Here is an 18,234-nt window from a genome sequence, read left to right as displayed (position 1 = left end):
CCCGTCGGCCTTCGCCGATCAACTCGATACACAAACGTATCTAGTGCGCCACAGATGCGCTCGATACATAGACGTATCGAGATTCCTGGTCGTAGTGTACCGGTGTGGCTCTCGAACATCGCTCCGCCCCCGCCTCCTCTGCCGCCCCGGCCACGACCCGCCGCGGCAGGCTCCTCGCGCACCTGCCCGAGGAATGGCTGCGCCCCATCGCCGCGCTCTTCGTCACCGGGCTCGCGCTCGTGCCGATCATCTACGCGGGAAACCTGACCTGGTCCTTCGACGACCCCTCCGGCAACCTCGACCGCATCACCGCGGCCGTCGTGGACCTCGACACCGGGGCCGACGTCACCGCCCCCGGCGGGGACACCACCCACCTCGAGGTCGGCGAGGAGTTCACCAGCACCCTGCTGGACCTCGACAAGCGCACCCTCTACACCTTCGTCGAGGCGACGCCCGAGGAGGCCGCCGCGGGCCTGGCCGACGGCACCTACGGCGCGACCATCGAGATACCCGCTGACCTCTCCGCGAACATCGCCGCTCTCGGGGAGGACCCCTCCGCCGCGCAGCAGTCGCAGATCACCGTGCGCACGAACGACTCGATCAACTACGTCTCCGGCAACTTCACGAAGTCCGTCGGCACCGCGCTCACGGAGGCGCTGCGCGGCACCATCGCCGAGCAGTACCTCGACCGCATCTACGTCGGCTTCACGAGCATCCACGAGGGCCTCGGCTCCGCCGTCGACGGCTCCGGCGACCTGTCCGACGGCGCGGCCTCTCTGGCTGACGGCTCCCACCAGATCGACGACGGCGCCGCGTCCCTGCAGGACGGCTCCGCGCAGCTCGCGGACGGCACGGGCCAGCTCGCGGACGGCGCCGGCACCCTCACCGGCGGCACCGGGCAGCTGCGCGACGGCAGCGCAGACCTCGTGGTGGGCCTCGACCAGCTCTCCGCCGGAGCCGTGACGCTGAGCGGCGGCACCGCCCAGCTCGCGAGCGGCGCAGGCCGCCTCCAGGGCGGCCTCGCGGCGCTGGACCAGTCCGGTCCCGCGCTGCGCGGCGGGGCCGACCAGCTCGCCTCCGGAACCGGCCAGCTCGCCGCGGGGGCCGACACCCTCGCCGCCGGCGCCGGCCAGGTCGCCGGCGGCACCCAGCAGCTCAGCGACGCCGCGCACGCCATCCAGCAGCGCGCCGACGCGCTGGGCATCACTCCCGCCAGCGTCGCCGAGGCCTCGGACGCGGCGAACGCCGCCGTCGACGAGCTCGCAGGCGCCGCGCACCGCATCGCCGACTCGCTGGCCGACCCCACCAGCGACGCCTCCGCCCTCGCCGAGGACGCCCGCGCCCTGTCGGCTGCAGTCCAGGACGCGCACGCCGACGCCGCGGCCCTGCGGGAGCGCATCGAGTCCTCGGCCGCTGAGGTCGACTCGCTGCGCACCGACCTCCAGCAGGACGCCTCCGATGCGCGCGCCCTCGACGGCGCCCTGCGCACCGCCGAGGCCGACGCCTCGCGCTCCGCGCAGTCCGCCGCTGCGACCCGCACCGACGCCGCCGCGCTCTCGGGCGCGCTCCAGGACCTCTCCGCGACCTGCGCGGACTCCGGGGCGAGCCCCGAGTTCTGCGCGCAGCTGCAGTCCCGTGCGGGCGAGGCCTCGGCGCTCGAGGACGCCGCAGCCGCGAGCGCCGAGGACGCCGATGCCGCCTCGGCCTCCGCCCAGCAGGTGCAGGAGGGCGCCGCCGGGATCGCCGGGCGCAGCGACCGCATCGCGCAGAGCGCCGATGCGCTCGAGACCCGGCTCGATGACCTCCGCGGCGCCGCCCAGCACGTCGAGGAGACCGCCGGCGCGCTGAGCGAGCCGGCCGCGCACCTCAGCAGCGGGATCGACGCGCTCTCCGCGGCGATCGCGCAGGTCGCCGCCGACGCCCAGTCCGTCGGCGCCGATCCCGCCGCCGCGCACCAGCGGATCGACGCCCTCGCGGCGCAGGGCCATGCCCTCGCGAACGCGCTCCCGGAGATCTCCGCCGAGGCCAGCGGCGCGGTCGAGGGCGTGGACCGGCTGAACTCCGGCGCCCAGCAGGTCGCCGCCGGGTCGCAGACCCTCGCCGGCTCCGCCCGCCGCCTGGACGCGGGCGCCGACCAGCTCGCCGGCGGGGTGCAGGCCTACACCGGGGGCGTCGGCACGGCACGCTCCGGAGCGGACCAGCTCGCCGGCGCGACCGGCCAGCTCGCCAGCGGGGCCGACTCGCTGAGCGCGGGCCTCGCCACCGCCGACTCCGGAGCCCAGGCGCTCGCCGGCGGCGCCGCCCAGGTCGACGACGGCGCCCGCCGCCTCGCCTCGGCGTCCCAGCGGCTCGAGGCCGGCGCCGGCACCCTGCGCGACGGCGCCTCCCAGCTCGCCGGCGCCACCGGGCGCCTCTCCAGCGGGGCCGACGAGCTCGCCGGCGGCAGCGCCCAGCTGCACGACGGCCTCGCCGAGGCCCGCGACGAGGTCCCCTCCTACACCGACGCCGAGCGGGCCCAGCTCAGCGACGCCGCCGCAACCCCGGTCGCCATGGACTTCCAGCGCGAGAACGGGCTGGACCGGTTCGGCGAGGGCCTCGCTCCGCTGTTCCTCAGCATCGGCCTGTGGGTGGGCGCCATGGCGATGTTCCTGATGATGCCGCCGTTCTCGGAGCGCGCCGCGCGCAGCGGGGCACGGCCGCTCGCACTGCTCGCGGGCGGGCTCGCACCCGCGTTCGCGCTGGCTGTGGTCGAATCCGCGATCGCCGTCGCGATCCTGCACTGGGCCGTCGGCATCACCGCGGCGAACCTGGCCCTGATGTTCGCGATCGCCGCGGCCACCTCGGTCATCTTCACCGCCCTGAACCACGGCTTCGGCGCCCTGTTCGGCCCGATCGGCAAGTTCGTGGGCCTCGTGCTCGTGGCCCTGCAGGTCGCGGGCGCCGGCGGCACCTACCCGGTGCAGACCCTCCCCGCGTTCTTCCGGGCCATCCACCCCTACCTGCCGATGACCCACACGGTCGACGCGCTGCGCGGGGCCGTGGGCGGCGACTGGGTGCACCCCGGGCAGAACCTGCTGTGGATGAGCGTGTGGCTGCTGATCGGCCTGGCCTGCGGGTACGCGGGGGCCGTGAAGCTCGCGCGGTCCGCGCAGCGCGGGGACGTGACGGTCGGCTGACGGGGCGAGGCGGGGCGGGCCTCCGTCGGGCGGGGACCGCGCGGGGCGCCGTCGGGCGCGGGCAGGGCGCAGCCCGCCGGGTCGGGACCAGGCGGTGCGCCGTCGGACGGGGCGGGGCCGGCCGCCGTCGGGCGCGCAGCGAGGGGCAACCCTCGGCATCCGGCGGGAGCCCGGCGTGTGGTGCAGGACACTGGTCGGGAACCTGATCCGTGCGGCGCGCGGTCCCGTCGGCCCTCGCGGCGTGCGGGCGCGACGCCGCCGACCGAGAGGACCGGTGCACCGATGCCCGCTTCCGAAGGCGCCAACTACGCCCCCGCCGCAATGCCGAAGCCCGTCGTCGAGGCAGGAGACTTCGTCTTCGCCGCGATGCACCTCGACCACGGCCACATCTTCGCCATGTGCGAAGGCCTCATCGGCGCCGGCGGCACCCTGAAGGCCGTCTACGACCCCCAGCCGGAGCGCGCCGAGGAGTTCCGGGCCCGCTTCGCCGAGCAGTTCCCCGAGCTGCGCATCGCCGCGAGCGAGGAGGAGATCCTGGCCGACGACACCGTGCACCTCGTGGCCGCCGCCGCGATCGCCTCCGAGCGCGCGCCGCTCGGCATCCGCGTGATGGAGGCAGGCAAGGACTACTTCACCGACAAGACCCCGCTGACCTCCCTCGAGCAGCTCGCCGCGGCCCGCGATGCCGTGGAGCGCACCGGCAAGAAGTACGCGGTCTACTACTCCGAGCGCATCCACGTCGAAGCCGCCGTGCTCGCCACCCAGCTGATCCAGCGCGGCGCGATCGGGAAGGTCGTGCAGGTCACGGGCATGGGCCCGCACCGCATGGGCTCCCCCGAGTCCCGGCCCGACTGGTTCTTCCGCAAGCAGCAGTACGGCGGCATCCTCACCGACATCGGCTCGCACAACTTCGAGCAGATGCTCACCTTCACCGGGTCCGACGACGCCGAGATCCTCTCGAGCTCCATCGGCAACTTCGGCCACCCCGACTTCCCCGAGCTCGATGACTTCGGCGACGCGCACATCGCCCTCTCCTCCGGGGCCAGCGGCTACGTGCGGGTGGACTGGTTCACCCCCGCGGGTCTGCGCACCTGGGGCGACGGCCGCACGTTCGTGGTCGGCACCGACGGGTACCTCGAACTGCGCAAGTACGTCGATGTCACCACCGACAACGGCCCTGACCAGGTGATCCTCGTGGACGGCGACGGCGAGCACCGCATCAACGCGCACGGAGAGGTGGGCTACCCGTTCTTCGGCGAGCTGATCCTCGACGTCCTGAACCGCACCGAGACCTCCATGACCCAGTCCCACATCTTCAAGGCCGTCGAGCTCGCGCTCAAGGCCCAGGAGCAGGCACGGGAGCTCACCGGCCGCCAGGGGTGAGGCGGCGGGGCGCGAGCTTCGGGCCCGAAGCGGGACCGCAGGCCCGGGGCGGCGCCGGGGCCGGAGGGGGCCGCAGTCCCGGGCAGGGCAGGGGCGGCAGCGCACCCCAAGCCCTCACCCCGCACTCCCCCTACCTCGCCCCGAGCCCTCCTCGCCGCCCTCCCCCGGCTCGCCCCGCAAAAACATCGGTGTCAGGGCCGGTGACGTGGACTGGTCCACGTCACCGGCCCTGACACCGAGGAATGTGTTGCCCGCCCTGGGTGAAGGAGACCGAGCAGGCCTGTTCTTGGGGGAGAAGGTAAAGGCCGGGCCCGGGCTCACTCCCCCGCGGCGTCGCCCTTCAGCCAGCGATCCCACTTCGCGGCGAGGTGCTCGGCCTCGACCACGCGCACGGTGCCGGACGCCGAGCGCATCACGATCGACTCGGTGAGCACCCGCCCGCCCTCGTAGCGCACCCCGCGCAGCAGCTCGCCGTCGGTGATGCCGGTCGCCGCGAAGTAGCAGTTGTCGCTCGTGACCAGCTCATCCGTGCTGTACACGCGGCCGAGGTCGAGACCGGCCGCACGGGCCTTCTCCTCCTCGGCCTCATCGAGCGGCGCGAGGCGGCCCTGGATGACCCCGCCGGTGGCCTTGATCGCGCAGGCCGTGACGATGCCCTCGGGCGTCCCGCCGGTGCCCAGCAGCATGTCCACTCCCGTGCCGGGGCGGGCAGCCGCGATCGCACCGGCGACGTCGCCGTCCATGATGAACTTGACCCGCGCGCCGGCCCGTCGGATCTCCTCCACCAGGCCCTCATGGCGAGGGCGCTCCAGGACGCACACCGTCACCTGCTCGACGGGCTTGTCGAGCGCCTCCGCCACAGCCCGCACGTTGAACGCGGTGCCCTTGGCGAGGTCGACCGCGTCGGCCGCACGGGGGCCGACCACGAGCTTGTCCATGTAGAACACGGCCGAGGGGTCCAGCATCGTGCCCCGCTCCGCGACCGCGAACACCGACAGCGCGTTCGCGTAGCCGAGAGCGGTCAGGCGGGTGCCGTCGATCGGATCGACCGCGACGTCGACATCCGGGCCGGTGCCGTCGCCGACGCTCTCGCCGTTGAACAGCATGGGGGCCTCATCCTTCTCGCCCTCACCGATCACGACCGTGCCGTTCATCGCGACGGTGTCCATGAAGGTGCGCATCGCGTCGACCGCGGCGCCGTCGGCCTTGTTCTTGTCGCCGAGGCCCACCCAGCGGGAGCCGGCGATCGCGGCGGCTTCCGTGACGCGCACCAGCTCCATCGCGAGGTTGCGGTCGGGGGCGGTGCTGCTCAGGGTCGTGTCGGGGGTGCGGGGATCGGTGCTGCTCGTGCTGGTCACGTCGGGCTCCTCGTCGTCGAGTGCCCGTGCGGCACGGGGAGGACCTGCGCCGACGGGCCGATCAGTGTCCCCTCCACCGTAGCCGGGCATGCGCGGGCACGGAGGGGCGATGGTCCGCCGGTCGCGGATACCGGACGGGGGGCGGGCTCAGCTGGGCCCGGCTGCTGTCGGTGCCTGGCCGGCGGCGGATGACGGGCAGCAGAACCATCGCTCTCAGAGCCGCAGACGTGGACTGGTCCACGTCAGCGGCTCTGTGACCGAGGACCTTGCGAGTCCATCGCGACGTCAGCGCGCGCGGCGCTCCCGGTCAGCGCGTGTGCGTCCAGAGATCCCGGAGCAGCGCGATCTCGGCCAAGTGGTGGATGAGCTCGCGGTGGATGTGGGCCACCAGATCAGCGCGCGTGAGGTCAGCCCACGGCCCCTCGGCCTCCCCCGCCCGCTCGAGCAGGTCGTCCTCCGACCACGCGCGCACGCCCTCGATCCAGCGCTCGTACTCTCGGTCGAGCTGCGCGAGCGCTCCCGCGGCCGTGGACGCGTAATCCCAGGTCATGTAGTCGGCAGCGGGTCCGCCGAAGTGCGAGTGATTGCGCAGGGCGAGCACGCCCACGATGACATGGCCGAGGCGCCAGGCGATCGTGGTGAAGGGCTGCGGCGAGGGCTCCGGGAACACGAAGTCGATGACGAGGTCGCCGCTGCCGCCCTGCAGATGCTCCTGGGGCAGGTCGTCGCGGCGGGGGTGGAGGGTCCACGCGGAGCCGCCCGAGGTCGGGTCGAACAGGTACTCCTCGTCCGTGAGGCCTTCCAGGTGCGGGCGCGCCTGCTCGCGCCAGTGGAACTCGATCTGCTCCAGCAGGACGGCGCTGATCGTGGTGGAGGGAGGTGGGGTGCGGGTCATGGGGTCTCCTCTGGTGGGGGCGGGCTGGGCGCGGCGGGTGGCGGGCAGCTTTCGGCGGCGGCGGGCAGCAAAGACATCGGTCCAGGAGCCGGTAACGTGCACTGATGCACGTCACCGGCCCTGCGACCGAGGACTGTGCGGGCGAGGGGCCGGATCACCAGCCCGTCGGCGGCCACTCCTCGCCGTCGGCGAGCGCGTTCAGCTCGTACGCGCCCTTGCCGTCGATGCTCTCGCGGATCACGTCCGCGTGCCCGGCATGGCGCGCGAACTCCTCGACCATGTGCAGCGCGCAGCGGCGCACGTTCCAGTGCTCGGAGCCGGAGAACCACGGCTCCTCGGGGATCGGCACCGAGGTGTCTGGATCGGCGGCGCGGATCGCCGCATCGAGCTCGTCTGCGGCGGAGTGCAGCTCCTCGATCAGGCTGCCGGCGGTGTCTTCCGGGCGCAGCGCGTCGGGCTGGATCGTGCCCTCGGCCTCGACCTGCGCGGGCGTGTGCTGGGGGCCTTCCGGGCACCCGGGTGCAGCATGGATGGCGAGGACGTTGCGCTGCGCGACCCACAGGCAGTGGCGGGTGAGCGCGCCGAGGGTCATGGCCGACGCGCTCGGGGCCGCGGCGAGCTGCTCGCGATCCAGTCCGTGCAGGGTCGCGGCGATCTGGCGCAGCTGCTGGGCGGCGAAGGTCGCGAGGCCGTCGCGCTCGTCGGTCACGTCGGGGGTCATGAAGGGCATGGGATCCTCCTGCTGTTCTGGTGGGGCGGGGGCCTTATCGGCCCGGCACGAGCATCATGCGCGCCATAGCGGTCAGATCCTGTCCGCAGGATCCGGGAGACTTCGTGCCATGAGCGACGTGACCGAGCGGACCCTGCATCTGCTCTCCCTGCTGCAGTCGCGCGCGGTGTGGAGCGGCGAGGAGCTCGCCGTGCAGCTCGGCGTCACCGCGCGCTCCGTGCGCCGGGACGTCGAGCGCCTGCGCCGCATGGGCTACCCGGTCCACGCCGCGCACGGCAGCGGGGGCGGGTACCGCCTCGGCGCCGGGCGCGCGCTGCCGCCGCTGCTGCTCGGGGCCGACGAGGCCGCCGCGGTCGCCGTCGGCCTTCGCCTCGCGGCAGCTTCCAGCATCGATGGTCTCGGCGAGCAGGCCCTGCGCGCTCTCACCGCACTGGAGCAGGTGCTCCCTCCTGCCGCGCGGGCAGAGGTGACCGCGGTGACGACGGCGCTGGAGGTCCTCCCGTCGGCCCGCGCCGGGATCCCCGGGCCGACGCTCGTAATCCTCGCGGGTGCCGTTCGCGACGGTGTGGAAGCCCGGCTCGACTACGAGCGGGCCGACGGGCACCGCTCGACCCGGCGCGTGGAGCCGTACCGGGTGCTGACGATCGAGGGACGCTGGTACCTGTTCGCCTGGGATCTGGAGCGCGCGGACTGGCGCACGTTCCGCCTGGACCGGATGCACGAGGCGCGAGCGAGCACCTTCCGATTCGCGCCCCGGCCCACCCCGGACATCGAGGCCCACGTGCGCGCCGCCGTGGCCCGCGGCGGGCGCGCGGGGAGGGTGATCGTGCGCTTCTCGGTGCCTGCCGCACAGCTGCGTCCGCGGATCCCGCCGACCGCGGGCACCGTCGAGGCCGACGGCGAGGACGCGTGCCTCCTGCATCTGGCCGAGGCGGATCTGCGGTGGGTCGCGATGCACCTCGCGCATCTCGGACTGCCCGTCGAGGTGATCGAGCCGGCCGCGCTCACCCAGGCCATCGCGGAGCTCGGGGAGTGGTTCGATCGGGCGCGCGGAGTGGGTGCGGGAACGGGATGATCGTTCCGATTCGGGCGCACGGCACCACCGCATCCGTACGACGGGCAAGAATCGGAAGAATCCTTCCCTTCTTCTTCCGGATCTGCCAGGATGTGTGAATCCGCCACCTCACCGGAAGGATCCTTCCGCCATGACCGCACCGCACTCCGTCCCCGAATCCCTCGGCGCCTCGATCCGGGCGGCACGGCGTGAGGCGCGCCTGACGCAGACAGAGCTCGGCGAGCTGGCGGGCCTGTCGGACCGGACCGTCCGGGAGATCGAGAACGGATCCCCCAGTCCGGCCGTCGGCTCCGTGCTGCGGCTGCTCGAGATATTGGGCCTGCACGTGAGCGTGACGCGATGACCAGACAGACCCCTCTCGAAGAGCTTCGGTTCGTCGACCGCGCTCATGTCCTCGCCCATGGGAATCCCGTCGGAGAGCTCACCCGCTCCCCCGCAGGAGAAGTGACCTTCCGATACACGGCGGACTACGCAGGCCCTCCCGTAGCGACCACACTGCCGGCGCACGGCCCGCCGCTGAGCCTTCCCGGCGGCGGTCTGCCCCCGTTCTTCGCGGGACTCATGCCCGAAGGCAGGCGTCTCAGCCTCCTGCGGCGCGAGGTGAAGACCTCGATGGATGACGAGCTGTCCCTCCTCCTCGCAGTCGGCGCCGACACCCCCGGTGCTGTGCAGATCGTGCCCGCAGGCCAGCACGCAGCAGAGCCCTCCCCCTTGGCCGACGGCGACATCTCGGACCTGGACTTCCGCCAGATCGGAGCGGAGATCGACCGCCATGCGATCCCCGGTGTCCAGGCGAAGGCGTCCGCCTCTCGACTGACCGCTCCCCTGACGACATCAGAAGAGCGCGCCCTGCTGAAGATCGAGCCGGCCGAGCTCCCGTTCCTGGCGCTGAACGAGAGCATGCATCTGCGTGCGGCACGGCTCCTGAATCTGCCGGTCGCCCAGAGCCGCCTGGTCCAGGACCGCCATGGCGTGCCCGGACTGATCGTGAGGCGATTCGATCGGAGCGTGACGGAGAACGGAGCAGTCGTGCGCCTGCCCCTGGAGGATGCGGGGCAAGTGCTGGGGATCCTCCCGGCCGCCAAGTACTCCGTGGCCACGGAAGATCTCATTCGCGCAGTTGCGGGGCAGTGTGCGGCGCCCGTCATCGCGGCCCGCAACCTCTACTTGCAGTTCCTGTTCGCGTGGCTGACAGGCAATGGGGATCTGCACGCCACGAACATCTCGATTCTCCAGCGCGAGCCCGGGCGCTGGGAGGTCTCGCCCCTCTACGACGTCGCCTGCACCGCGGTCTACCGGGACTTCACCATGGCGCTGCCCGTCGGAGGGCGGGTATCACGGATCCGCGCACGCCATTGGGCGGAACTCGCGGACTTCATCGGCCTGCGCCCTGCCGCGGCGCGGCGGGCCGATGGGATCGCGCTGCGCGCGGCGGCGGCCGTCGGCCTGCACGAGATCCCTCTGGAGGGTTCGCCGATCAACGGCGCGCTCCGGGAGATCCGTGGTCGCCGCGCGGAGCTCGAGCACTGAGACCTGGGCATTGAGACCCGGGCGCTCCGACTCGGCGCTCGCTACGCTCCCGGCATGGACCTCATCTTCAGCGCGACCGCCGTCGAATGGCGCGGCCCCGCGCCGTACGTCTTCGCTCCCCTCCCGCCCGAGGAGGCCGACGCGATCGACCAGGTGAAGGCGCGCCTCACCTACGGCTGGGGCGTCATCCCCGTCCAGGCGCAGATCGGCGAGACCGCCTTCACCACTTCGCTGTTCCCGCGCGAGGGCACGTACTTCCTGCCGGTGAAGGTCGCCGTGCAGCGGGCCGAGGGCGTGGAGATCGGAGACGAGGTCGAGGTGCGGGTGCACCTCGACCTCGGCTGAGCCGCCCTCAGATCGGCGCCAGGCTCAGCCGATCCAGTCCGTCTCCACGCTCTCCTCGCCCCCGGCGGCGGAGCGCGCGGCGGCGAGGATCAGCACCACGGCCGCGGCCCCCGGGTCCATCACGCCCTTCGCAGCGTCGCCCACGTAGCTCGCGCGACCGCGGCGCGCGATCGTCTCCGCCGTGGCATCCGCACCGCCCCGGGCCGCATCGACCGCGGCGCCGAGCGCGGCCACCGGGTCATCCCCCGACTGCGCGGCCGAGGTCAGCGCCTCGGCTGCGGGAGCGAGGGCGTCGACCATGGTCTTGTCCCCCACCTCGGCCTCTCCGTAGCGCTGCACGGTGGCGAGCCCGTTCGCGAGGGCCTCGGCGAACTCGGTGATCGTCGGCGCCCCGCTCCCCTCCCCGGCCTTCGAGAGGTCGCGGAAGAGCATGCCGAACAGCGGGCCGCTCGTACCGCCGACTCCGAGCCAGGCGCGGTAGAAGCTGGTCAGGGTGGCGGAGTACCCGGACGGCGAGTCCTCGTCGAGGTTCTTCTCGACCAGCTTCATGGCAGTGCGGATGTTGGTGCCGAAGTCGCCGTCTCCGGCGCGTCGGTCGAGATCGCCGAGGGCCGCCGCGCCCGCGGTGAGGGCGGTGCGCATCTGCGCGACCCAGGCCTCGCCGAAATCGGCGGGAAGTGCGCTGGAGGAGGTATCGGTGCTGGTCATGGGGGCTCTTCCTTTCACCAGGTCAGTCCGGGGGTGCGCACGGGCGCATCCCACAGGCGGGTCAGTTCGTCGTCCAGCGGCATCAGCGTGATGGAGAAGCCGTGCATGTCCAGGCTCGTCACGTACGGGCCGACGAGCCAGCGGGCCGGGCTGAGCCCGCGGTCCGCGAGGCGGTGGTGCAGCGCCCGGGCGGCGAGCTGCAGCTCGATCGGATAGGTGCTGCCGAGCCCGTTGACGATGGCGAGCACCTCCGTGCCGCGGGGCATCTCGAGCGCGTCGAGGAGAGGGTCGGTCAGCAGGGCGGTGAGGCCGTCGGCGTCGCGGAAGCTCTCGCGGCTGCGGCCGCGCTCCCCGTGGATGCCGACCCCGAACTCGACCTCGTCGGCCGGCAGCTCGAACTGGGGCTCGTCGTCCCCGGGGTGCGTGCCGGCCTGGAGGGCGAGGCTCATGGTGCGGGCGCGGGAGGCGACGCGTCGGCCGAGCTCCGCGACCTCCTGCAGGTCAGCGCCCTCTTCGGCGGCGGCCCCGCAGATCTTCTCCACGATCACCGTGGCGGCGGTGCCGCGGCGGCCCGGGCCCGCGGATTCCTCGCCGAGGTCGGTGGCGAGATCGTCGTCCACGAGCACCATCTCGGTCTGCACGGAGGAGTCCTCGCTGATCTCGCCGGCGATCCGGAAGTTCAGGACGTCGCCGGTGTAGTTCTTGACGATCTGCACGACGCCGCGGCCGGAATCGGCGGCCTGGGTCGCCTCGAGCACCTGCAGTGCGGTGGGGCTCGCGAAGATCGCGCCGGCCACGGCGACATCCAGCATCCCGGTGCCGACGAATCCGGCATGCAGGGGCTCGTGGCCGGAGCCGCCGCCCGAGACCAGGCCGACCTTCCCGCTCGCCCGGCTCTTGCGGGTGACGTAGCGGTGCTCGACGTTCAGCTCGAGCAGCTGGGGATGGGACAGCACGAGGCCCTCGAGCGCCTCGGGGACGATCTGATCGGGGTCGTTGACGATCTGACGGCGCATGCGCGGCTCCTTCGACGGTGTGTGCCACGACACTACGACGGGCGGCCGACGAACGACAGGGGGAGAGAGCTCTTCTCAGCTCCCCTCGAGCCCCTGCTCCAGCAGCGCGAGGGCATGGTCCAAGACCTGGGCTCCCACATCGCGGGTCACAGGGCCGAGCTGGCCGAACACCTCTGAGCTGATGGTCCCGATGAGCATCGACCAGGCGGTCACCACGAAGGCCCCCTGGGAGGCGGTGGCATCCACTCCGAGGTCCCGGGCGCCGAGGTCGAGGAAATCTGCATAGGCACCCGTAGGCACCGGCACCGCCGGCGCGGATCCCGAATCGGCCACGATGCGCAGGAGAACAGCCATCAACCGGGTGCCCGGGCGCAGAGTCTGATCTTCGGGAGCCGCATATCCAGGCACCGGGGTCCCGTAGATCAGCGCCCACCGTGCCGGATCGCGAAGACCCCACTCCCTCATCGCATGGGCGAAGACCAGGAGGCTCCTGCGCGCCGGAGCAGTACCGTCCGCGGCGAGCGCGGACTCGACGTGGTCGGCGAGCTCCGAATAGGCGTCGACCACCAGTCGAGTCAAGAGGGCGTCGCGGTCGGCCACGTACCTGTAGACGGCCGAAGAGGCCACGCCGAGGTCGCGCGCGATCTGCCGCAGGGAGAGGGCGGCTGGCCCGCGATCGGCCAGCTGCTCGCGACCGAGGCGCAGGATCCCTGCTTCCATCTCCGCCCGTCGGCGAGCCCTGATCCCCTGGCTCTCGCGCTCCTCGTACGGCATAGGGGCGATCATCCCACACGCCGAGCGCGGTCCCGCCGACCCCGGCAGCCACTTCGAGAGCGGTGCTCTTGCTTTGCGGTCGCCGCCTCGCTACCGTTGCCCCAAGTTTCGAGAGCAGTGCTCACATAAAGGGGTCTTCATGCGTTCTCTCATCATCGGCGCCGGTCAGATCGGTCAGAGCCTCGTCGCAGAGCTCCATTCACGTGGCCACGAGACCGTCGTCCTCCGTCGCTCCGCCGATCCGGTCCTGGGAACGTCCACAGTGGCAGGGGACGCGGCCGATCGGCAGCTCCTGACGGAGCTCGCACGCGGCGCCAGCGCGATCTTCCATACGGCCCATGCGGCCTACGATCCCCGCTCATGGCGTCGCGAGCTCCCTCACCGAGAGCGCGCCGTCATGGACGCCGCCGCAGAGGCGGGGATCCCCGTCGTGTTCCCCGAATCCGTCTACGCGTTCGGACGCGGCGCCGAGAACCTCCATGAAGGAGATCCGGTCCAACCCTGCTCCCCCCTCGGGGAGGTGCGAGCCGAACTCCTCGACGCACGCCGTGCGCACGGAGCCAGGACACTGTCGATCGTCGCCTCCGACCTCCTCGGGCCGACCGCGACGGCCAAGGGCTCGATCCCCCGCGCGACCGTAGTCGACCCCGTCTCGAGCGGGCGCTCAGCGTGGGTGCTGGGAGACCCCGACACCCCCCACGCCATGACCTGGATCCCCGACCTCGCTCATGCCATGGCCGAGTCCGCCGCGCGGGCCGAGCAGCTGACCACGTCAGGGGATGCAGTGCTCCTGGCTCCGACGCCGCCCGCCATCTCCCTGCGAGCACTCGCCCAGTTCGTCGACGAGAGCGAGTCGCCTCGCGTCAGACGCATCCCCGACTGGGCCCTGGTCCCCCTCTTTCCGTTCAGCCCCACCACACGCTCGCTCCATCGACAGCTCTACCTGTGGGAACGGCCGGTGAGGCTCCACCCAGGAGCGCTCACCACCGTCCACGGTCTCGCACCTACACCTTGGGACGCGATGGGATGGGGCGGGCGCGAGCGATCCTGAGCTGCTCTACCGGCGCTTGCCGAACCTCATGAGAGGACTGAACGAGGGGCGAGGGGACCTATTGGCCCCGCCGCCCCCTGGGCCCGGGCACAGGTTCGGGAGTTCAAGGACGATCGGGCAGGGCTTGCGCGATCCACACTCGCGATATATCGTCATCATGTCACGTAATGAACGACGAAGGAGCGCATCCATGCGACACCATCACCACATCCCTGATCAGACCGTCTCCCCCGACCCCCGCGCACAGCGCCGGGGCCGACACGGCGGGTTCCGGGGCCGCTCCGAGGACCACCGCGGCGGCTTCCCGGGTTCCGACGGCGGCCCCGGCAGCGGTTTCGAGGGACGCGGCCCCTTCCGCGGCCCCCGTGGAGGTCGGCCGGACGGCTTCGACCCCCGCCACGGCGACGGCGGCCCTGAGGCCCGCGGCTTCGGCGAGCCGGGCTTCGACCGAGGCGGATTCGAGGGCCATGGCCCCGAGGACCGCGGCTTCGACGGCCCCGGTTTCGGCGGCCCCCGCGGTCGCGGGCGCGGCCGGGGACGACGCACCCGCGGGGACGTCCGCACCGCGGTCCTGATCCTGCTGGCCGAGGAGCCGATGCACGGCTACCAGCTCATGCAGACCATCACCGATCGCACCTCCGGCCGCTGGGCTCCCAGCCCTGGCGCGATCTACCCGACGCTCTCGCAGCTCGAGGACGAGGGTCTCGTGGACGTCACGAAGGACGGCGGCCGCAAGCTCGCCACCCTCACCGAGACCGGCCGCGCCCACGTCGAGGGGAACAAGGACTCGTGGTCCGATCCGTTCCCCTCGGCCGACGACGCCGCCGCCACTCCCGACATCCGCCAGGCTCTCCACGAGCTCGCCGGTGCGGTGCGCGAGGCAGGCCGTTCGGCCTCCCCCGCACAGCTCGCCCAGGCCGCAGAGGTCCTCGCCGAGGCGAAGCGCGGCATCTACCGCGTGCTCGCGGGGGATGCTGCGCAGGGTTCGGCCGCGCCGGCAGCGGAGGCCCCGCAGTCCCCAGACGGCCCCGCATCCGACTCGGATGCGTGAGCACTGCCGGCAGGGGAGCTTTCCGCTTCCCTGCCGCGCCTGCCTCTGAGCATCGGCGGCTGCGCGTCGGCCTCCGTGCGGCGATCTCAGAGGGTCGGCCGCTGAGCGACCGCCCTACCCCACCGCCCCCGCGATCAGCCCGAGCGCGGAGACGACCGTCAGCGTCAGCACCGCGATCTCGAAGGCGCGCTGGGGCACTCGGCCCACGATCCGCCTGCCGATGAGTGCCGCGAGGATGACGAGCGGGGCGAGCACGAGGTCCATCAGCAGATAGGCCGGCTGGAAGAGGCCGAGGCTCGCCGAGAAGGGGATCTTCAGGATGTTGACCGTCGCGAAGAACCAGGCGGCAGTGCCGAGGAAGGTCTTCGCGGGCATGCCCATCGCGAAGAAGTACATCGACATCACGGGCCCGCCCGCGTTCGCCACCATCGTGGTGAAGCCGCCGAGGGTGCCGTAGGCGAGGCGCGATCCGATTCCCGGGCCCGGCCCCGCCGCGGCTTCCGGCCCCGCCGAGCCCCCAGCCTCCGCCTCCTTGCGCTTCCGTCGGCGCCCCGCGAGGGTGAAGCCGAGCAGCACCAGCAGGATCACGCCGATCGCGCCCTGCACGAGAGCGCCGCCGGCGAAGCGCAGAAACACCGCTCCCGCCACCACGCCCAGCAGGACCGTCGGGATCAGCCGCACGAGCGCCTTGACGTCGACCTCGCGGCGATACATCAGCAGCGCGAGCATGTCTCCGAGGATCAGCAGGAGCAGCAGCGCGGCGGTCGACTCCTTCGCCGGCAGCACGAGGGCGAACAGCGCAGCGGCGATCGTGCCCGCTCCCGGCAGCGCCGACTTCGAGAAGCCGACGATCAGCGCAGCGACGACCACGAGCGCCCAGCCCGTGCCGCCGAGCGCGGGCAGGCGGTCCAGCAGTTCGGTGAGCATGCGCGACCTGGCCTTCTCGGAGCGTGCGAGGGACCCGGGCGGGCCGACGGTGGGCTCAGCGTAGTCCCGCCGCCCCCGCCCCCGACGCGCACCAGCGCCCGTTCGGGTTCGATGCGCGCGCCCCCGACGCGCAGCGGGCCGCACCCCCGGTCAGGAGGTGCGGCCCGCTGCCGCCCGCACGTGCGGCGTCCAGCCCTGGGGTCAGAGCAGCTCGATCACCGCGTCGGCATCGTTGAGCACGATGATCGGGGTGATCGTCGCGTGCCCGGCGGCGCGGATCGCGTCCAGATCGACCTGCATGAGCGGCTCTCCGGCGCGCACGCGCTGACCGTTCTCGACGAGCGCGGTGAACCCCTTCCCCTTCATCTCCACGGTGTCCAGGCCGACGTGGATCAGCAGCTCGGTGCCGTCCTCCAGCACGAGCGCGATCGCGTGGCCCGTGGGGAAGATGTGCTGGACGGTGCCCGCGGCGGGCGCCACGACCTCGCCGTCGGTCGGCTCGATCGCCGCGCCCGGGCCCATGAGCTGCTCGGAGAACGTGGGATCGGGGACGGCCGACAGCGGCACGACGGCACCGGCGAGCGGCTGGCGCAGGCGCACGTGGCGCCCGCCCGCGGAGGCGGGGGCCTCCCCGTCGGCCGGGAGCGCCGCACGATGGCGCGCGCGCTCCGGATCAGCCGGCGCGGCCGACGTGACGGGAGCGAGCTCCCCGTCGATGATCCGCTCCATCGCATCCTTCACGAACTGCACGTTCAGGCCGTAGATGACCTGCACGGACCCGCGGCCGGGCTTCATGGTGCCCGCCGCTCCCGCGCGCTTGAGCGCCGCGTCGTCGACGATCGAGGGATCGGCGACCTGCATGCGCAGCCGCGTCGCGCAGTTCTCGAGCTCGAGGACGTTGTCCTTGCCGCCGAGCGCTGCGAGGAACGCGGTGGCGGTCGCCGCATAGCGGTCCGCCGGGACCCCGTCGGCAGCGCCGTCAGCCGCAGCACCCGCGGTGCCCGAGGTGCCCGCAGTCTCGGAGCCCTCGTCGGCCCCCGGATCCTCCTCGGTGCGCCCGGGGGTCTTCAGATCGAAACGCAGGATCATGAAGCGGAACACGAGGAAGTAGACGACGAACCAGAAGACGCCCATCACGGGGATCGCCCACGGGTTCACGGCCATCGGGTTCATCCAGCCCAGCACCAGGTCGATGAAGCCGCCCGAGAAGCCGAAGCCCATGCGCACCGGCAGCATCGCGCTGATCGCCAGCGAGATGCCCGTGAACAGGGCGTGGATGACGTACAGCACCGGCGCGAGGAACATGAAGGAGAACTCGAGGGGCTCGGTGACGCCCACGAAGAACGAGGCCACGGCGCTGGAGAGCAGCACGCCGGCGGCGAGCTTGCGGCGCGAGCTCTTCGCGGTCGTGTACATCGCAAGCGCGGCGCCCGGCAGGCCGAACATCATGATCGGGAAGAAGCCGGTCATGTACTGGCCGGTGACGCCGCGGGTGCCGGTGCTGTTGAGGAAGTTGCCGAGGTCGTTGATGCCCGCGACGTCGAACCAGAACACCGAGTTCAGGGCGTGGTGCAGGCCCAGCGGGATCAGCAGGCGGTTCAGGAAGCCGTAGATGCCCGCGCCGATGGGGCCGAGCGTCACGATGAACTCGCCGAAGGTCACCAGGCCCGTGTACAGCAGCGGCCACAGCACGAACAGGGCGAGCGCCGCGAAGATCGAGATGCCTGCGCTGACGATCGCGACGGAGCGTCGGCCCGAGAAGAAGGCCAGCGCATCGGGCAGCTGGACGTCCTTGAAGCGGTCGTACGCCCAGGCGCCGATGAGCCCGCACAGGATGCCGATGAACACGTTCTGCAGGCTGCCGAACGCGGGGTTCACGGCCTCGACGTCGATGCCGCGGAACTTCGCGACGCTCTCGGGCTTCAGGATCGTCGTGACCGTCAGCCAGGAGACGAGGCCGGCGAGGGCCGACGTGCCGTCGGGCTTCGTGGCCATGCCGATGGAGACGCCGATCGCGAACAGCAGCGCGAGGTTGTCCAGCAGGGCGCCTCCGGCGAGCGTGAAGAATACCCCGGCCACGTTGCTGGGGTTGTCGGTCGCGCTGATGATCCAGTAGCCGATGCCGCTGAGGATCGCCGCGACCGGCAGCACGGCGACCGGCAGCATCAGGGACCTGCCGAGTCGTTGGAAGAACTTCATGGGGGTGGGGGTCCTC

At 72.3% G+C, this 18,234-nt stretch carries 16 protein-coding genes; 8 read left to right on the top strand and 8 right to left on the bottom strand.

Annotated elements, in window-relative coordinates; translation table 11 throughout:
• Positions 1 to 104 precede the first annotated feature (104 nt).
• Both Bequi_RS12595 and Bequi_RS12590 read left to right on the top strand, forming a co-directional pair.
• Entirely contained in the window at positions 105 to 3,176 is a 3,072-nt protein-coding gene (locus Bequi_RS12595) for a YhgE/Pip family protein (RefSeq protein ID WP_249738288.1), read from the top strand.
• A 282-nt stretch (positions 3,177 to 3,458) separates the two neighbouring features.
• Positions 3,459 to 4,559 carry a Gfo/Idh/MocA family protein gene (locus Bequi_RS12590; RefSeq protein WP_249738287.1) on the top strand — a complete coding sequence of 367 codons (1,101 nt, stop codon included), beginning with the start codon at positions 3,459 to 3,461 and terminating at the stop codon, positions 4,557 to 4,559.
• A 317-nt stretch (positions 4,560 to 4,876) separates the two neighbouring features.
• Here Bequi_RS12590 and glpX read toward each other — a convergent pair whose 3' ends face one another.
• The 3 genes from glpX to Bequi_RS12575 form a co-directional block, all read right to left on the bottom strand.
• Positions 4,877 to 5,839 (bottom strand): class II fructose-bisphosphatase, encoded by a 963-nt coding sequence (gene glpX / locus Bequi_RS12585; protein ID WP_249738310.1) that lies wholly within the window; start codon positions 5,837 to 5,839, stop codon positions 4,877 to 4,879.
• Positions 5,840 to 6,224: 385 nt separating this feature from the next.
• The gene (locus tag Bequi_RS12580) at positions 6,225 to 6,812 is read right to left on the bottom strand and encodes a DinB family protein (protein WP_249738286.1); all 588 of its coding nucleotides are present in this window, start codon (positions 6,810 to 6,812) and stop codon (positions 6,225 to 6,227) included.
• A 154-nt stretch (positions 6,813 to 6,966) separates the two neighbouring features.
• Positions 6,967 to 7,542, bottom strand: coding sequence for a mycothiol transferase (locus Bequi_RS12575; protein ID WP_249738285.1), 576 nt, complete (start codon positions 7,540 to 7,542; stop codon positions 6,967 to 6,969).
• A 109-nt stretch (positions 7,543 to 7,651) separates the two neighbouring features.
• Between Bequi_RS12575 and Bequi_RS12570 the strand changes: the two genes are divergently transcribed.
• The 4 genes from Bequi_RS12570 (at position 7,652) to Bequi_RS12555 (ending at position 10,492) form a co-directional block, all read left to right on the top strand.
• Positions 7,652 to 8,617, top strand: a complete 966-nt coding sequence (locus Bequi_RS12570; protein WP_249738284.1) for a helix-turn-helix transcriptional regulator — start codon at positions 7,652 to 7,654, stop codon at positions 8,615 to 8,617.
• 130 nt (positions 8,618 to 8,747) lie between these two features.
• Positions 8,748 to 8,960, top strand: a complete 213-nt coding sequence (locus Bequi_RS12565; RefSeq protein WP_249738283.1) for a helix-turn-helix domain-containing protein — start codon at positions 8,748 to 8,750, stop codon at positions 8,958 to 8,960.
• Positions 8,957 to 10,147, top strand: coding sequence for a type II toxin-antitoxin system HipA family toxin (locus Bequi_RS12560; protein WP_249738282.1), 1,191 nt, complete (start codon positions 8,957 to 8,959; stop codon positions 10,145 to 10,147). The genes Bequi_RS12565 and Bequi_RS12560 overlap by 4 nt, the downstream gene beginning before the upstream one ends.
• Before the next feature lie 54 nt (positions 10,148 to 10,201).
• Positions 10,202 to 10,492, top strand: coding sequence for a DUF1905 domain-containing protein (locus Bequi_RS12555; protein WP_249738281.1), 291 nt, complete (start codon positions 10,202 to 10,204; stop codon positions 10,490 to 10,492).
• Positions 10,493 to 10,516: 24 nt separating this feature from the next.
• On the opposite strand, the gene dhaL is transcribed toward Bequi_RS12555, so the two are convergent.
• From dhaL to Bequi_RS12540, 3 genes are all read right to left on the bottom strand, one after another.
• The gene (gene dhaL, locus Bequi_RS12550; RefSeq protein ID WP_249738280.1) at positions 10,517 to 11,200 is read right to left on the bottom strand and encodes a dihydroxyacetone kinase subunit DhaL; all 684 of its coding nucleotides are present in this window, start codon (positions 11,198 to 11,200) and stop codon (positions 10,517 to 10,519) included.
• A 14-nt stretch (positions 11,201 to 11,214) separates the two neighbouring features.
• Positions 11,215 to 12,216, bottom strand: a complete 1,002-nt coding sequence (locus tag Bequi_RS12545) for a dihydroxyacetone kinase subunit DhaK (protein WP_249738279.1) — start codon at positions 12,214 to 12,216, stop codon at positions 11,215 to 11,217.
• A gap of 75 nt (positions 12,217 to 12,291) precedes the next feature.
• On the bottom strand, positions 12,292 to 12,990 hold the full coding sequence (locus Bequi_RS12540; protein WP_249738278.1) for a TetR/AcrR family transcriptional regulator: 699 nt from the start codon (positions 12,988 to 12,990) through the stop codon (positions 12,292 to 12,294).
• A 139-nt stretch (positions 12,991 to 13,129) separates the two neighbouring features.
• On the opposite strand from Bequi_RS12540, the gene Bequi_RS12535 reads away from it, so the two are divergent.
• Both Bequi_RS12535 and Bequi_RS12530 read left to right on the top strand, forming a co-directional pair.
• Positions 13,130 to 14,041, top strand: coding sequence for an NAD-dependent epimerase/dehydratase family protein (locus Bequi_RS12535; RefSeq protein ID WP_249738277.1), 912 nt, complete (start codon positions 13,130 to 13,132; stop codon positions 14,039 to 14,041).
• Positions 14,042 to 14,231: 190 nt separating this feature from the next.
• Positions 14,232 to 15,092, top strand: coding sequence for a PadR family transcriptional regulator (locus Bequi_RS12530; RefSeq protein WP_249738276.1), 861 nt, complete (start codon positions 14,232 to 14,234; stop codon positions 15,090 to 15,092).
• A gap of 114 nt (positions 15,093 to 15,206) precedes the next feature.
• On the opposite strand, the gene Bequi_RS12525 is transcribed toward Bequi_RS12530, so the two are convergent.
• Positions 15,207 to 16,019, bottom strand: coding sequence for a sulfite exporter TauE/SafE family protein (locus Bequi_RS12525; RefSeq protein ID WP_249738275.1), 813 nt, complete (start codon positions 16,017 to 16,019; stop codon positions 15,207 to 15,209).
• 201 nt (positions 16,020 to 16,220) lie between these two features.
• On the bottom strand, positions 16,221 to 18,218 hold the full coding sequence (nagE, locus tag Bequi_RS12520; protein ID WP_249738274.1) for an N-acetylglucosamine-specific PTS transporter subunit IIBC: 1,998 nt from the start codon (positions 18,216 to 18,218) through the stop codon (positions 16,221 to 16,223).
• Between the last annotated feature and the right edge of the window lie 16 nt (positions 18,219 to 18,234).

The sequence above is a fragment of the Brachybacterium equifaecis genome, assembly GCF_023509525.1.
GTDB classification, from domain to species: Bacteria; Actinomycetota; Actinomycetes; order Actinomycetales; family Dermabacteraceae; genus Brachybacterium; species Brachybacterium equifaecis.
Note: the sequence above shows the minus strand (reverse complement) of the source record. Positions and strands in the feature narration are given on the sequence as shown.

What these genes read in the sequence shown, in the direction of transcription:
- Bequi_RS12525 (WP_249738275.1), bottom strand. Translation starts at nt 16,019, where the DNA reads ATGCTCACCGAACTGCTGGACCGCCTGCCCGCGCTCGGCGGCACGGGC.
- Bequi_RS12560 (WP_249738282.1), top strand. Translation starts at nt 8,957, where the DNA reads ATGACCAGACAGACCCCTCTCGAAGAGCTTCGGTTCGTCGACCGCGCT.
- Bequi_RS12575 (WP_249738285.1), bottom strand. Translation starts at nt 7,542, where the DNA reads ATGCCCTTCATGACCCCCGACGTGACCGACGAGCGCGACGGCCTCGCG.
- Bequi_RS12565 (WP_249738283.1), top strand. Translation starts at nt 8,748, where the DNA reads ATGACCGCACCGCACTCCGTCCCCGAATCCCTCGGCGCCTCGATCCGG.
- Bequi_RS12555 (WP_249738281.1), top strand. Translation starts at nt 10,202, where the DNA reads ATGGACCTCATCTTCAGCGCGACCGCCGTCGAATGGCGCGGCCCCGCG.
- dhaL (WP_249738280.1), bottom strand. Translation starts at nt 11,200, where the DNA reads ATGACCAGCACCGATACCTCCTCCAGCGCACTTCCCGCCGATTTCGGC.
- Bequi_RS12580 (WP_249738286.1), bottom strand. Translation starts at nt 6,812, where the DNA reads ATGACCCGCACCCCACCTCCCTCCACCACGATCAGCGCCGTCCTGCTG.
- Bequi_RS12590 (WP_249738287.1), top strand. Translation starts at nt 3,459, where the DNA reads ATGCCCGCTTCCGAAGGCGCCAACTACGCCCCCGCCGCAATGCCGAAG.
- Bequi_RS12540 (WP_249738278.1), bottom strand. Translation starts at nt 12,990, where the DNA reads ATGCCGTACGAGGAGCGCGAGAGCCAGGGGATCAGGGCTCGCCGACGG.
- nagE (WP_249738274.1), bottom strand. Translation starts at nt 18,218, where the DNA reads ATGAAGTTCTTCCAACGACTCGGCAGGTCCCTGATGCTGCCGGTCGCC.
- Bequi_RS12535 (WP_249738277.1), top strand. Translation starts at nt 13,130, where the DNA reads ATGCGTTCTCTCATCATCGGCGCCGGTCAGATCGGTCAGAGCCTCGTC.
- Bequi_RS12530 (WP_249738276.1), top strand. Translation starts at nt 14,232, where the DNA reads ATGCGACACCATCACCACATCCCTGATCAGACCGTCTCCCCCGACCCC.
- Bequi_RS12545 (WP_249738279.1), bottom strand. Translation starts at nt 12,216, where the DNA reads ATGCGCCGTCAGATCGTCAACGACCCCGATCAGATCGTCCCCGAGGCG.
- glpX (WP_249738310.1), bottom strand. Translation starts at nt 5,839, where the DNA reads ATGGAGCTGGTGCGCGTCACGGAAGCCGCCGCGATCGCCGGCTCCCGC.
- Bequi_RS12570 (WP_249738284.1), top strand. Translation starts at nt 7,652, where the DNA reads ATGAGCGACGTGACCGAGCGGACCCTGCATCTGCTCTCCCTGCTGCAG.